We start from the raw sequence: 14,311 nt of genomic DNA on the forward strand, positions 1-14,311 counted from the left end.
CTGGAGGCGCGGTGCCAGCTGGCACCGCGCCTCCAGGCCGGTTCTCGGTTGCGTCCTACGACAGCTTCTTGCTGTCCTCGAGCCAGCCCGCGAGCTTGGTCATGTAGTCGGCCTGCGACGCGTAGTCGAGGGCCGGGAACGTCCAGCTGTGGACCTGGCCCGCCTCGAGCGCAGCGTTGTCGGCGAAGGTCGGCTGCTTCTCCAGATCGGCGACCTGGTAGCCCTGCTGCGACAGCAGCAGCACGTCACCGGTGATCTGGCCGGCGTTCTCCCACGAGTAGATGCCCCAGTAGAAGCCCTCGGGCTTCGGGTTGACGAAGTCGACCCCGTACGACGCGTACATCTGCAGCGACGGCTCGTCGGTCGGGCGGGTGACGTACGCGCCGTCACCGTCGGCGTACATCGAGACGACCGACAGGTCCTTCTCCTTCGAGACCTTCTCGAGCTCGTCGGCAGCGGTGTCGAAGCGCTTCTCGGCGGCGTCGACCGTCGACTCCTTCGCGCCGAGGGACTCGGACAGTTCCGCGATCTTCTCGATGACGTCCTCGCCCTTGCCGCCCCACTTCACCTGGACGACCGGCGCGATGGCCTCGATCTGCTTCTCCTGCGGCTTGTCCTTGAAGCCGTAGCCGGGCTGCTTCGTGTCGAGCGTGCCCTTGGCGTCGGTCGGGTAGACCGACGTGACGACGAGGTCGGGCTTGAGCGCGGCGAGCTGCTCGAGGTCGATGTCGCCGTAGGCGGTGCCGAGCTGCGTGATGCCGTCGGTGTCCAGGCCCTCGAAGCGGGCGTCCTTCGCCATCGTCAGCTGCCCGAAGGTGCCGACGGGCTTCAGGCCGTACTCGATGAACGACAGGGCGATGTCGTTCAGCACGACGACGCGCTTCGGCGTGTGGTCGACCTTCACGGTGGCGCCCGTGGCGTCCTCGTACGACCACGCCTTCGACGCGGCGGTGCCGCCGTCGGAGTCGGAGTCGTTCGAGTTGCCGGTGCTCGAGCAGCCGGTCAGGAGGAGTGCCGAGACGGTCACGGAGGTCAGGAGGGCGGCGCGCAGGTGGCCACGTCGGGAGGTCTTCACGTTAGGAGAGGCTAACCTAAGTTCGCGGTACTCGCCAGCACGTCTTCGGTTTTCGTCGGGACCGTGTGCTCGGTCCGGGCGCCCGGGGCCGTGTGCTCCGTCGGGGCGCTCGGGACGGGGTCGTGCTCGTCCGCCTCGGGCACGATCATCGGTGCACCGGTCACCGGGTCGGGGAACACCCGGGCGTGCAGGCCGAACGCGTGCTCGAGCAGTGCCGGGGTGAGGACGTCGTGGGGGGTGCCGTCGGCCACGACCCCGCCGTCGTGCAGCACCACGAGCCGGTCGGAGTACCGCGCCGCGAGCGACAGATCGTGCAGCACCATGACGATCGTCGACCCCTGCTCGCGGTTCAGCCGTCGGACGAGCCGCAGGACCTCGAGCTGGTGCGCGAGGTCGAGGTAGGTGGTCGGCTCGTCGAGCAGGAGCGTCTGGGCCTGCTGCGCGACGACCATGGCGATCCAGGCGCGCTGGCGCTGCCCGCCGGACAGGCTCGTGACGTCGCGGTGGGCGACCTCGGTCAGGCCGGTGGCGGCGATGGCCTCTTCGGCGACGGCGGCGTCCTCGGCGGTCCACGGCTTCGCCCACGACTGGTGCGGGTTCCGGCCGCGCATCACGAGGTCGAGCACGCTGGTGCCAGCGGGTGCGACGGGGGACTGCGGCAGGATCGCGAGCTTGCGGGCGACCTGGCGGTTCGGCTCCCTGCGGATCGGGGTGCCGTCGAGCAGGACCTCGCCGGCCTGCGGCTTGAGCACGCGGCCGAACGCCTTGAGCAGGGTCGACTTGCCGCAGCCGTTCGCGCCGAGGAACGTCGTGACGGTGCCGCGTTCGATGCGCAGGTCCAGGTCGCGCAGCACGGGGTGCCGGTCGTAGCCGACGGACAGGCCCGTGGCTTCGAGGACGGGGGTGTCGTGCTGGTGCTGGTGTGGTGCTGTCATCGGGACATCTCCTTGCGGTGACGGACGAGGAGCCAGATCAGGTACGGCGCCCCGATCACGGTGGTGATGATGCCGACCGGCACCTGCCACGGGAACGCGGAACGGGACAGCAGGTCGGCGGCGAGCACGAGCACGGCGCCGAGGGCACCGGCGAGCAGCAGTGGCGGCCGGTTCGTGCCGGCGAGCCGGAGCCCGACCTGCGGGACGACGAACGCGACGAAGCCGACCGGTCCGGCGGCGGCCACGGCGGCGGCGGTCAGTACGACCGCGAGCGCGATGACGAGCAGCCGGTGCCGCTGGACGCCGAGTCCGACGCCCGTCGCGACCTCGTCGCCGAGCTGCCCGATGCCGAGCGCGGCACTCGTCGCGAGCGCGATCGGCACCGCGACGACCGCCACCACGAGCAGCGGCCAGACGCTCTCCCACGAGGTGCTCGACAGGCTGCCGACGAGCCACTGCGACGCCGCGGTGGCGACGGTGATCTTCGCGCGGACGAGCAGGTAGCTCGTCACCGCGTCGAGCGTCGCGCTCACGCCGATGCCGACCAGTACGAGCCGGTAGCTCTGCACGCCGCCGCGCCAGCCCAGTCCGTACACCAGGACCGCCGCGACCAGGGCGCCGATCGTGGCCGCCACCGGGATCCCGCCACCGAGCACCAGGGACGACACCGAGTACGTCCCGCCGCCGAGGACGATCGCCGCGACCGCACCGACGCTCGCGCCCGCGGTGACACCGATGATGTCCGGGGTGCCGAGGGGGTTGCGGGTGAAGGTCTGGGTGAGCGCGCCGGCGACCCCGAGCGTCAGGCCGACGAGTGCGCCGGTGAGAACGCGGGGCAGGCGCAGGGTGGTGATGATGAAGGCGTCCGGCCCGGACTCCAGGCCGAGCAGGGACCGGATGACGACCCCGGGGGCGATCCACGTCGATCCGACCGCTGTCCCGATGACGATGAGCACCAGGACGGTGGCGAGCGACCCGACCGTGTACCAGAACACCCGGGGGCGCCAGGCGAGGCCGACGGGGCCGATGCGGATGCCGGTGCGGCCGGGGGTTCGTGCAGCCGGGGCGGGCGTGCCCGGCGTGGTGGTCTCGGGCGTGCTGCTGGGCGCGCTGCCGGGCGTGCTGCTGGGCGTGCTGCCGGTGCTGCGCACCGCTGCCCCGCTCACAGCGACACCAGCGATCGGCGACGGGCCACCGCGACGAACACGGGGCCACCGATGACGGCGAGCACGATGCCGACCTCGACCTCGGAGAACCCGCCGATCAAACGACCGATGACGTCGGCGAGCAGCACGAGGGCGGCGCCGACCAGACCGGAGACCGGCAGTGTCCAGCGGTGTCCGGTGCCGACGAGCGCGCGGGCGACGTGCGGCACCGTCAGGCCGACGAAGCCGATCGGGCCGGCAGCAGCGGTCGCCCCGGCGGCGAGCAGCGTGATCCCGCCCAGGCCGACGAGCCGCGCGACGAGCACGTTCTCGCCGAGCCCCTTCGCCAGCTCGGACCCGAGCCCCAGGGCGTCGAGGGCGCGGACGTTCAGCACCGCGAGCACGAGCCCGGCGGCCAGGAACGGCCACACCGCCCCGAGGATGTCGAGCTGCCGTGCCGCGAGGGACCCGACGACCCAGAGTCGGTACGCGTCGAGCGAGGCCTGGTCGGTCAGCACGACGAAGGAGGTCAGGGCGGCGAGCAGCGCCGAGACCGCGGCCCCGGCGAGGGCGAGTGGCACCGGACTGGCGGTGCCGCTGCCGGCGATGGTCACCGAGAAGACGACGACGCTGGCGACCAGGGCCCCGACCAGGGCGAACCACACGGTCGCGCTCGTGCTCGTCACCCCGAACACGTAGACGCCGAGCACCACCGCGAGTCCGGCACCCGACGAGACCCCGAACAGGCCGGGGTCGGCGAGTGGGTTGCGGGTGTGTCCCTGCATGAGCAGCCCGGCGATGCCGAGGGCCGCCCCGACCGCAGCACCGATCAGCGTGCGCGGGATGCGGGAGCCCCACACGATCGCCTCGTCGGTGCTCGACCCCGAGCGGGTGAGCCCCGCCCACACCTCGGCGACACCGATGCGGTTGCTGCCGAGCAGCATGCTCGCCACGGCGACGAGCACCAGGGCGACGACGAGGCCGAGGATGACCGCGGTCCGTCGCCGCATCGCGGTCCGGTGCACACCGAGGGCGCGGGACGCGTCGCCGTCTCGGGCGCTGGACGCGACGGGTTCGGGGGCCTCCGGACCGGAAGCCAGAACGGGATTGGGGGCTGGCACGGAAGTCATCTTAGGTTAGCCTTGCCTCATGGCGAAGACCCCGCGGCTCCTGCCGACGAACCCCCGGCTCTTCCGCGCCCGTGTCCTCCGGACCCAGCGGGTGACCCCCTCGATGCAGCGCGTCACCGTCTCCGGGGACGACCTGCACGAGTTCGGCTACCTCGGTTTCGACCACTGGTTCCGCCTGTTCGTCCGACGCCCCGACCAGGACGCCTTCCGGATGCCCGACCTGGACGGCAAGAAGTGGTGGCCGACGTTCCTCGGCATCCCCGAGGACATCCGTCCCCACTGCGCGAACTACACCGTCGCCGCGTACCGGCTGCTCGCCGACGGCACCGCCGAGCTGGACATCGACTTCGTCGTGCACCTGGACCACCGCGGTCAGCTCGAGGGCCGTGCCGCGATCTGGGCCTGCTCCGCCCGCCCCGGCGAAGAGCTCGCGATGCTCGACCAGGGCTGCATCTTCGACGTCCCCGCCGGCACCAGCGAGGTCGTCGTCGCCGCCGAGGAGACCGGCCTGCCCGGCGTCGTCGGCATCGCCGCCTCGTTGCCGCGCGACACCATCGGCCGCATCATCCAAGAGGTCCCGACCCCCGCCGACATCCGCGACCTCGACGCCCCCACCGGCGTGCAGGTGACCTGGATCGTCCGGCAGCCCGGCGCCGTCCCCGGCAGCGGCGCCCTCGCCGAACTGCAGCGGCACGTGCCGTCCGACGACCAGGGGTACGCGTTCGTCGTGGGGGAGTCACGACTCGCAACCGAGGGCCGCCGCCACCTGCACCGTGCGGGCCTGCCGAAGTCGCGCATCACGTTCTCCGGGTTCTGGAAGCACGAGACGAAGGTCTCCGTCCCCGCCTGACCCGCGCGTGCCTGCCAGGCATGCCCGTTCCCGCCAGGTACGCCCGGTTCTGCCAGGTACGCCCGATCCTTCCCCTTGCGCGCGCGATGCCTGGTGCTTTCGGGCGTACCACCACGGAACTTCCGACCGAGTACGCCCGGTTCCGCCAGGTGTGCCCGCTCTGCACAGGTACGCCCGATCCCGCCAGGTACGCCCGGTCTTTCCCCTGGCGCCCGCGATGCCTGGTGCTTTCGGGCGTACCACCACGGAACTTCCGACCAGGCACGCCCGGTTCCGGCAGGTACGCCCGGTTCCGCCAGGCGCGCCCGTTCCCCCTAGATACGCCCGGTTCTTCCCCTGGCACCCGCGATGCCTGGTGCTTTCGGGCGTACCGCCACAGAACTTCTGCCCAGGTACGCCCGGTTCGGCCAGGTACGCCCGAAAGCACCGGCCGCACCGCGCCCGCGACGCGACCAACGGACGGACGGGAGGCCCGGTGCCAGCTGGCACCGGGCCTCCCGTCCGTGGTGGGGTGGCGTCAGCCCTTGAGGCCCGAGCCCGTCACGCCCTCCACGATCTGCCGCTGGAAGATCAGGTAGAGGATGATCAGCGGCAGCGCCGCGAGGATCGCACCGGCCTGGATGTCGGCGTAGCGCTGCCCGAAGCTGCCCTGGACCGTGGCGAGCCCGACCGGGATCGTCATGAGGTCCGGGTTGGACAGCACGAACAGCGGCAGCAGCAGGTTGTTCCACACCCCGACGAAGGTCAGGATCGTCACGGCCGCGATCACCGGACGCGACAGCGGCAGGATGACCGACCAGTAGACCTTCCAGATGCCGGCGCCGTCGATGCGCGCGGCCTCTTCCAGCTCCTTCGGGATGCCGTCGAAGAACTGCTTGAAGATGAACACCGCGATCACGGCGGGCACCTGCGGGAAGATCACCGACCAGTAGGTGTTGAGCAGGCCGACCGCGTTGAGCTCCTGGAAGATCGGGATGATCAGCACCTGCGTCGGGATCATGATCCCGAGGATGATGAGCAGGAACGCGATGTTGCGGCCGCGGAACACCAGCCGCGACAGCGCGAACGCCGCCATCGACGCGAACAGCACGGTGAGTGCCGCCGTGACGACGCTCGTGATGGCGCTGGCGAGGTACCAGTTCCAGATGTCGCCGGCCTGGAACAGCGACGAGTACGAGTGCAGCGTCGGGTTCCAGTTCGACAGGATCGCGTTCGCGCCGAGGGCGGCGACGCCGTTGTCGGACAGCGACGTCTTCAGGGCGAACACGCTCGGGATGAGCCAGATGATCGCGAAGATCGTCAGGACGATCCCCGACGCGATCGTGAAGCCGCGACCGCTGACGCCGATCTTCGCGGCGCTCGTCGGAGCGGCGGACGAGACGCCGGTGCGGAGCTTGCGGCCGGTGGTGATGCTCTCGGTGGCGGTCATGTCAGGCCCCGATCTCTCGCTTGGCGGCAGCGCGCTCGACGAGCTGCCGGATGACCGCGATCGCCACGATCACGATGAACAGGAGGACCGACGCGGCCGATGCGGCACCGAGCCGGTTGTCGGTGAAGCCGACGCCGGTGATGAGCTGCAGCGAGACCTGGGTCGAGATGCCCGGCCCGCCGTTCGTCATCAGGTAGACCTGGTCGAAGATCTTCAGGCTCGCGATGATCTGCAGCAGGACGACCAGCGTCGTCGTGCGGCCGAGCAGGGGGAGCGTGATCGACTTGATCTGCTGCCAGTTCGACGCACCGTCGACGGCGGCTGCTTCGTACAGTTCGCGCGGGATCTCCTGCAGACCGGCCAGGTAGAGCACGAAGTTGAAGCCGAGGGTCCACCACACGGTGGCGATCGCGACACCGATCATGGCCGTGTTCGGGCTCGACAGCATGCCGGAGCCGGGCGTCATGCCGATCGCCGACTGCAGGCTCGCCCACAGACCGGTGCTCGGCGTGAAGATGAACACCCAGATCAGCGAGATCGTCGCCGACGGCAGGATGAACGGCAGGAAGAACGCCAGACGGAAGAACCACTGCCCGCGGTTCATCCGGTTCGTCAGCACGGCGAACACGAACGCCAGGATGACGAGCGGCGGGGTCGTGTACAGCGTGAACTGCAGCGTGTGCCAGAGCGACGACCAGAAGTCACTGCGCCCGAGCATCTCGGCGTAGTTCGCGAACCCGGCGAAGCTGCCGAGCCCGGTGCGGACGGTCGAGGTGTTGAAGAAGCTCGTGACGATCATCCAGACCGTCGGGCCGAGCAGGAAGGCCACGTAGAACAGGCCGAACGGGGCGAGGAACAGCCAGCCGCTGCGGCCCTGGCCGCGGTTCACGCTGGAGCCGTAGGAGCGGTTCCGGCGGAGACGCGGCGCGGTGGCCGCGTCGGTCGGCCGGTCGAGGACAGGTGCTGTGGTCACGTCATCGTGCCTTTCGCGCGGTGTTCACGGCGATCGCGGGGGTCGTCTGCCCGGCGTGGTCCGGCCGGGTGGTTGCGTGCCGGGTCACAGGGGGCTCGGGGTGTTGAGGTACGTCGCGAGCTGCGACTTGATGGCGCTGAGGGCCTGCGCGGGGGACGAGCTGCCCTGCTGCACGAGGGCGAGCTGGGCACCCACAGTGCCCTCGAAGGTCGAACCCGAACCGCCGTACCAGGCGGCGTCGTCGAACACGGCGGTCTCGGCTGCGGCCGCGTAGTTCGACTGCGGCGTGAGCTTCTTGTACGCGGCGCTGTCGAACGTCGGGATGTAGGCCGGCACGTGCCCGCCCTCGGCCCACGTCAGGCTCTGCTCGAGCATCTGCTTGATGAAGAGCATGTGCTGCTTGCGCTGCTCCGGCGTGCGGGCCTTCTTCGGCAGGACGAACGTGTGCGAGTCCGCCTGGGTCGCCGGCTTGTCGTAGAGCTGGGGGATCGGCGCCATGCCGAAGTTCAGGCCCTTGATCGACTGCGCGGTGCTGATCTCCCACTCGCCCTGCATGAAGAAGCCGGCCTTGCCGTCGAACATGAGCGACTGCGCGGTGGCGTAGTCGAGCGCCTTGTTCAGCCAGCCCTCCTTCACCCACTTCTGGGTGCGGCTCGTGACCTCGTTGTAGGCGTCCTCGTTGACGGTGAGCTTCGACCCGCCGTCGCTGATGAACGGGGTGGCGTCCTTCAGCTGGTTGTACATCGTCCAGAAGAAGCGCCACGGGGTGGCCGTCTCCGGCACCACGTTCGCGACGTTGAGCGCCGTGCCGCCGGTGACCTTGGCGACCGCGGCGAGGGCCTTCTCGAAGTTGTCCATGCCGTTGAGGTCGACGAGGTTGCCGTCGCCGTCGATCAGGCCGGCCTTCTTGCAGACGTCGACGTTGTAGAAGAGGACGAAGGGGTGGGTGTCGAGCGGGACCGCGATGTTGTTGCCGTCGGTCTTCTGCGCCGCCCAGGCCTTCTGGTTGAAGTCGGCGGCGCTCAGGCCGACGCTCGCCAGGTCGTCGGACGTGATCGGGTCGAGCAGGTCACCGTCCCAGAGCGGCTTCGCGCGGGTCAGGTGCGCGACCGCGACGTCCGGCGGCTTGTTCCCGACGGTCGCCAGTGTCAGCTTCGAGTAGTACGGGTTGCCCCACGCGAACGTGGTGCCCTGCAGCGCGCTCGAGCCGCCGTGCTGCTTCGCGTAGCCGTCCTCCATGGCCTGCATGCGGACGCCGTCGCCGCCGCCGAACAGGTTCCAGAAGACGAGGGTCTCGGGGTTGAGTGCGCTGCCGGCGAGGCCGGCGGCGAGGGGGCTCGAGCAGGCGGCGAGCGGCAGGACCGTCGCGGCCGCTGCGCCGGCGGCGAGGAAGCCCCGGCGCGAGAGGCGCGACGCGGGTGTTGCGGGTGGGATCGGCATGGCATCACTCCATCGGGATGGGCCGGGCTCGGGAACAGGGTCGGTGCTCCCGCCGGAGCATCGCTGCTCCGGACCCGGAGCACTGCTGCTCCGGACACGGAACGACCTTCCGGTGCTCCGTGAGCGCTCACATTAGCGCTCGCTCCCGGCATCCGCCACCCCTTTCGCGACGGCGTGGAACCCGGTAGCGTTTCGGTCAGGTGAGCGCTCACTTTCGTGACGGCCCGCTTCGGTTCCCGTCCGTGGCCCCACCCGCTCCCCGCACGAACCGCACTGCCACGATCGAAGGAGATCCATGCCCCGCACACACCTCGTCCTCGACGCCGCGTTCACCGTGGGGCCGGTGCGACGTCGCCTGTTCGGCGGGTTCGTCGAGCACCTCGGCCGCCACGTCTACGACGGCATCCACGAGCCCACCCACGAGACCGCCGACGAGCACGGCTTCCGCAAGGACGTCGTCGAACTCGTCAAGGAACTCGGCGTCTCCGCCATCCGCTACCCCGGTGGCAACTTCGTCTCCGGGTACAAGTGGGAGGACGGCGTCGGCCCCGTCGAGCAGCGCCCCCGCCGCCTCGACCTCGCTTGGCACTCGACCGAGACCAACGAGGTCGGCCTGCACGAGTTCCAGCACTGGCTCGACCAGGTCGGCTCGGAGCTCATGCTCGCCGTGAACCTCGGCACCCGCGGCACGCAGGAGGCCATCGAGCTCCTCGAGTACGCGAACATCGACGCCGGGACCGCACTGTCCGAATACCGTCGTTCGAACGGTCGCCAGGAACCCTTCGCCATCAAGATGTGGTGCCTCGGCAACGAGATGGACGGCCCGTGGCAGCTCGGCCACAAGAACGCCGACGACTACGGCAAGCTCGCCGCCATGACCGCCAAGGCCATGCGGCAGATCCAGCCCGACCTCGAGCTCGTCGCCTGCGGTTCCTCCGGGGCGTCGATGCCGACGTTCGGCGAGTGGGAGCGCACCGTCCTCGAGCACACCTACGACGACGTCGACTACATCTCCGCGCACGCCTACTACGAGGAGGACGACGACCTGCCGTCGTTCCTCGCCTCGGGCGCCAACATGGACCACTTCATCAAGACGGTCACCACGGCCGCCGACCACGTCCAGGCGCAGAAGAAGTCCGACAAGCGCATCGACATCTCGTTCGACGAGTGGAACGTCTGGTCGATCAAGAAGTGGGAAGCGAAGGCCAAGACCTTCACGCTCGACGAGTGGCCCGTCGCCCCGCGTCTGCTCGAGGACGTCTACACCGTCGCAGACGCCGTCGTCGTGGGCGGCCTGCTCATCTCGCTGCTCCGGCACGCCGACCGCGTCGCCTCGGCCTCGCTCGCCCAGCTCGTCAACGTGATCGGCCCGATCATGACCGAGCCCGGCGGCCCGGCCTGGCGCCAGACGACCTTCTTCCCGTTCTCGGTCACCTCGCGCCTGGCGCAGGGCACCTCGTTGCAGGTCAAGGCCTCTGGTGACACGGTCGACGGTGGCAAGCACGGCGAGGTCCCGGTCGTGGACTCCGCCGCCACCGTGTCCGAGGACGGCAAGGCCGCGGTCTTCCTGATCAACCGCCACCCGTCCGAGCCGACCACGGTGACGATCGACCTGGCCGGCATCGGTGCGACGGGTGACGTCCACGCCGAGGGCGTCTGGGACGACGACCTGCACGCCGTGAACGACCTGGAGAACACCTCGCGGGTGGGGCTCCGCACGAACGAGTCGGTCCGCCGCGAGGGCGACACCGTCACGATCGAGCTCCCGCCGGTCTCCTGGACCGCCGTCTCGGTCGGCTGACAAGGCGCCTCGGCGCACGCCACGGCGGGCGTCGAGTGAGCACAGAGGACGTCGGGCGCTCGCGCCCGACGTCCTCTGCTCGTTGCGGGGGCGCGGCGGGCGGCGCGAGTTCACGTGCTGGGCGACAGTTCGCGGGGTGACGGGCGCGTGGACTGTCGCTGGGCGCGAAACATGCGCGGCGGCGGCCGGGAGGCCCGTGGCGGCCTGGCACCGGGCCTCCCGTCCGGCGCGGGCGCGAGTTCACGGGCTGGGCGACAGTTCACGGGGGCGTGCGCGCGTGAGGTGTCGGTGAGCGCGAAACGCGCGCCGCGTCAGCGCGCCGGCGGCGCCGCCGTGCTCGCGCGCTCGACGAGCCGCACCGGCACCAGGTCGGCCGCGACGCTGACCCGCTCGCCGTCGATCTGGGCGAGCAGGTTCGCGACCGCGCGGCGTCCGACCTCGTCGAAGGACTGGTGCACGGTGGTGAGCGGCGGCCAGAACGAGTCGGACTCGGGGGAGTCGTCGAACCCCACCACGCTCAGCGACGACGGCACCGGGCGACCGGACTCGTGTGCGGCGCGCAGGACACCGAGGGCGGTCTGGTCGTTCGCGGCGAACACCGCGGTGATCTCCGGGCGTGCGGCGATCTCGAGCCCGGCCTCGTAGCCGTGCTCGGTCGTCCAGCCGCCGCGGAACACCGGGGGCACCGGTCGACCGGCGCGCGTCAGGGTGTCCTGCCACGCGGCGAGGCGACGGGCTGCCGAGTACGACGACTCCGGACCGGCGACGTGCCAGACGGTCTCGTGCCCCAGGTCGAGCAGGTGCTGCGTGGCCTGCCGGGCGCCGTCGGCCTGGTCGGTGTCGATCGCGGGGTGGTCGGTGCTGCCTGTGGAGTCGATGATGACCATCGGCACGCCGTCGGGCAGCACGACCTCGGCGGTGTCGATGATGTGCGACTCGATGATGATCACGACGCCGTCGACGGCCTGTTCGTGCAGGCGCGAGAACGCGGAGCGGACGCCTGCTTCGGTGCGCGAGGCCATCGGCAGCAGGGTGATCGTGAAGTCGGCGACCCCGGCGGCGTCGGCGATCGCCTCGAGCGTGCGCATGTTGCCGAAGGACGCGAGCGTGAACATGATCACGCCGATGGTGCGGAAGCGGCCGGAGCGCAGGGCACGGGCGGCACGGTTGGGCCGGTAGCCGAGGGACTCCATCGCGCGCTGGACGCGGTCGCGGGTCTCCGGGCTGACGTTGTCGAAGCCGCGGGCGACCCGCGAGACGGTCTGCATCGAGACCCCCGCGGCGTCGGCGACGGCGGCCATCGAGGGGGCGCGGCGGGTGCCGGCGGGGGACTCCATCGTCACGCTGGCGCTCCTTCCGGATCGAGGGGCCGAGCGGTCGGCCTCCCCGGACGCTAGCGCATGTTGACGTTGCCATGCTATCGTCGCGTCGTTCGATGTTGACGTCAACATCGGTGACCGCCCGGACACCCTGATCCGGCCCGGGCCGACCCGCCGACATCGACCACCCGAACGCAGCAGACGAAGGAGTCACATGAGCACGCTCGCAGCGCGCCCCGGTGAGGCAGCACCGCGCCCCACCGCCGAGCGCCCGGCCGGCCGCCGCCCCAAGCCGCGGGGACGGCTCACCGGATGGCTGTTCGTCGGCCCGTTCGTCGTCGTCCTGGTCCTGATGCTCATCGTGCCGATCGGCTACGCGCTCTGGCTCAGCCTGTTCCGCGACCAGCTCATCGGTGGCAACCAGTTCGTCTGGTTCGCCAACTACGTGCAGCTCTTCCAGGACGCCAAGTTCTGGTCCGGGTTCGGCCGGGTCGCGATCTTCCTGGTCGTCCAGGTGCCGATCATGCTCGGCCTCGCCCTCGTCGCCGCCCTGGCTCTGGACAGCGCCCGACTGTGGGGAACGAGCTTCTTCCGCATCGCGGTGTTCCTGCCCTACGCCGTCCCCGGTGTCGTCGCCGCCCTGATCTGGGGCTTCATCTACGGCAACCAGTTCGGTCTGACGGGCGCCGCGAACGACGCGCTCGGCATCGACCTGCTGCAGCCGTTCAGCCCGAGCTGGGTCCTGACGTCGATCGGCAACGTGGTCACGTGGGAGTTCCTCGGCTACAACATGCTGATCTTCTACGCCGCACTCCGCACCGTCCCCGGTGAGCTGTACGAGGCGGCCGAGCTCGACGGCGCCGGCCCGATGCGCACGGTCTTCTCGATCAAGCTCCCGGCGCTCCGCGGCCCGATGGTCATCGCCACGATCTTCTCGATCATCGGCAGCTTCCAGCTCTTCAACGAGCCGAACCTGCTCAAGACGCTCGCCCCGAACGTCATCGGCAGCGCCTTCACCCCGAACATGTACGCCTACTCGCTGTCCTTCAGCGGTCAGCAGTTCAACTACTCCGCCACGGTCGCGATCGTGATGGGCGTGATCACCGCGGTGATCGCCTACGTCGTCCAGGTCCGCGGCACCCGCGAGGAGAACCGATGAGCACCATCCAGCACCCCGCCGGGCCCGCAGCTGCCACGGTGACCGAGGCGACCACGACGCAACGTGCGCCGCGCACCCGCTCGATCCGCGCCTCCAGGAAGGCAGACCAGCACGTCGACGGACGCAAGCCGAAGCGTTCCGGCCTGCTGACCGCGGTCATGGTCGTCTTCGTCGTGTACTCGTTCGCGCCGCTGTTCTACCTGCTCGTGAACAGCACGAAGACGCAGGCGTCGCTGCTCTCCACGTTCGGTCTGTGGTTCGGCGGGGACTTCAACCTCTGGCAGAACATCGTCGACACGCTGACCTACAACGACGGCATCTTCCTGCAGTGGTTCGGCAACACGCTGCTCTACGTCGTCGTCGGTGCCGGCGGGGCCACCCTGCTCGCCACCGTCGCGGGCTACGGCATGGCGAAGTTCCAGTTCCCCGGTCGCCGCGCGGTCTTCGCCGTCGTCCTCGGCGCCATCGCGGTCCCCGGCACGGCCCTGGCGGTCCCGACCTTCCTGCTGTTCTCGCAGGTCGGCCTGACCAACACCCCGTGGGCGATCATCCTGCCCTCGCTGATCAGCCCGTTCGGCATGTACCTGATCTGGACCTACGCGGTCGACGCGATCCCGGCAGAACTGCTCGAGGCCGCCCGCATGGACGGCGCCGGTGAGTTCCGGATCTTCTTCACGATCGCGCTCCGCCTGCTCGCGCCCGGTGTCGTCACCGTCCTGCTGTTCGCGGTCGTCGCCACCTGGAACAACTACTTCCTGCCGCTCATCATGCTGAGCGACCCGAAGTGGTACCCGCTGACGGTCGGCCTGAACCAGTGGAACGCGCAGGCCACCGGGTCCGGCGCGCAGCCGATCTACAACCTCGTCGTCACGGGATCGCTCCTCACGATCATCCCGATCGTGGTCGCGTTCCTCTTCCTCCAGCGCTTCTGGCAGTCCGGCCTCGCGGCCGGGTCGGTCAAGGCCTGACCCCTCGGACACCAGGCGCACGGCGACCCCGCCACGCGCCGCCCGGTCCGGCACACAGCAGCACCACCCCCTCCACGAAGAAGTGAA

General features: G+C 70.1%; 12 protein-coding genes. 4 read left to right on the forward strand and 8 right to left on the reverse strand.

Annotated elements, in window-relative coordinates; genetic code table 11:
• Positions 1–55: 55 nt before the first annotated feature.
• Genes BIU91_RS03495 through BIU91_RS03510 form a run of 4 tightly spaced genes read right to left on the reverse strand, consistent with a single transcriptional unit; the run spans position 56 to position 4,276 of the window.
• Positions 56–1,075 (reverse strand): ABC transporter substrate-binding protein, encoded by a 1,020-nt coding sequence (locus BIU91_RS03495; protein WP_071404231.1) that lies wholly within the window; start codon positions 1,073–1,075, stop codon positions 56–58.
• 11 nt (positions 1,076–1,086) lie between these two features.
• Positions 1,087–2,010, reverse strand: a complete 924-nt coding sequence (locus tag BIU91_RS03500) for an ABC transporter ATP-binding protein (RefSeq protein ID WP_071404232.1) — start codon at positions 2,008–2,010, stop codon at positions 1,087–1,089.
• A complete protein-coding gene (locus tag BIU91_RS03505) occupies positions 2,007–3,176 on the reverse strand; it encodes an iron ABC transporter permease (RefSeq protein ID WP_253183676.1) in 1,170 nt (389 codons plus the stop codon). The genes BIU91_RS03500 and BIU91_RS03505 overlap by 4 nt, the downstream gene beginning before the upstream one ends.
• Positions 3,173–4,276 (reverse strand): iron ABC transporter permease, encoded by a 1,104-nt coding sequence (locus tag BIU91_RS03510; protein ID WP_253183677.1) that lies wholly within the window; start codon positions 4,274–4,276, stop codon positions 3,173–3,175. The genes BIU91_RS03505 and BIU91_RS03510 overlap by 4 nt, the downstream gene beginning before the upstream one ends.
• Before the next feature lie 28 nt (positions 4,277–4,304).
• Between BIU91_RS03510 and BIU91_RS03515 the strand changes: the two genes are divergently transcribed.
• Positions 4,305–5,135, forward strand: coding sequence for a siderophore-interacting protein (locus BIU91_RS03515; RefSeq protein ID WP_071404234.1), 831 nt, complete (start codon positions 4,305–4,307; stop codon positions 5,133–5,135).
• Positions 5,136–5,652: 517 nt separating this feature from the next.
• Here the strand turns inward: BIU91_RS03515 and BIU91_RS03520 are convergent.
• From BIU91_RS03520 to BIU91_RS03530, 3 genes are all read right to left on the reverse strand, one after another.
• Positions 5,653–6,564, reverse strand: a complete 912-nt coding sequence (locus tag BIU91_RS03520) for a carbohydrate ABC transporter permease (RefSeq protein WP_027466145.1) — start codon at positions 6,562–6,564, stop codon at positions 5,653–5,655.
• Position 6,565: 1 nt separating this feature from the next.
• Positions 6,566–7,537, reverse strand: a complete 972-nt coding sequence (locus BIU91_RS03525; protein ID WP_027466146.1) for a carbohydrate ABC transporter permease — start codon at positions 7,535–7,537, stop codon at positions 6,566–6,568.
• A gap of 84 nt (positions 7,538–7,621) precedes the next feature.
• Positions 7,622–8,977 carry an extracellular solute-binding protein gene (locus tag BIU91_RS03530; protein ID WP_027466147.1) on the reverse strand — a complete coding sequence of 452 codons (1,356 nt, stop codon included), beginning with the start codon at positions 8,975–8,977 and terminating at the stop codon, positions 7,622–7,624.
• 295 nt (positions 8,978–9,272) lie between these two features.
• On the opposite strand from BIU91_RS03530, the gene BIU91_RS03535 reads away from it, so the two are divergent.
• Complete coding sequence (locus BIU91_RS03535) at positions 9,273–10,778, forward strand: alpha-N-arabinofuranosidase (protein ID WP_071404235.1); 1,506 nt, start codon at positions 9,273–9,275, stop codon at positions 10,776–10,778.
• A gap of 311 nt (positions 10,779–11,089) precedes the next feature.
• Here BIU91_RS03535 and BIU91_RS03540 read toward each other — a convergent pair whose 3' ends face one another.
• A complete protein-coding gene (locus tag BIU91_RS03540; protein WP_035808788.1) occupies positions 11,090–12,115 on the reverse strand; it encodes a LacI family DNA-binding transcriptional regulator in 1,026 nt (341 codons plus the stop codon).
• 196 nt (positions 12,116–12,311) lie between these two features.
• Between BIU91_RS03540 and BIU91_RS03545 the strand changes: the two genes are divergently transcribed.
• Positions 12,312–13,256 (forward strand): sugar ABC transporter permease, encoded by a 945-nt coding sequence (locus BIU91_RS03545; protein WP_071404236.1) that lies wholly within the window; start codon positions 12,312–12,314, stop codon positions 13,254–13,256.
• 158 nt (positions 13,257–13,414) lie between these two features.
• Positions 13,415–14,224 carry a carbohydrate ABC transporter permease gene (locus tag BIU91_RS03550; protein WP_071261973.1) on the forward strand — a complete coding sequence of 270 codons (810 nt, stop codon included), beginning with the start codon at positions 13,415–13,417 and terminating at the stop codon, positions 14,222–14,224.
• Positions 14,225–14,311: the final 87 nt, after the last annotated feature.

Origin of the sequence: Curtobacterium sp. MMLR14_002, from assembly GCF_001864975.1 — a bacterium.
GTDB lineage: Bacteria > Actinomycetota > Actinomycetes > Actinomycetales > Microbacteriaceae > Curtobacterium > Curtobacterium flaccumfaciens.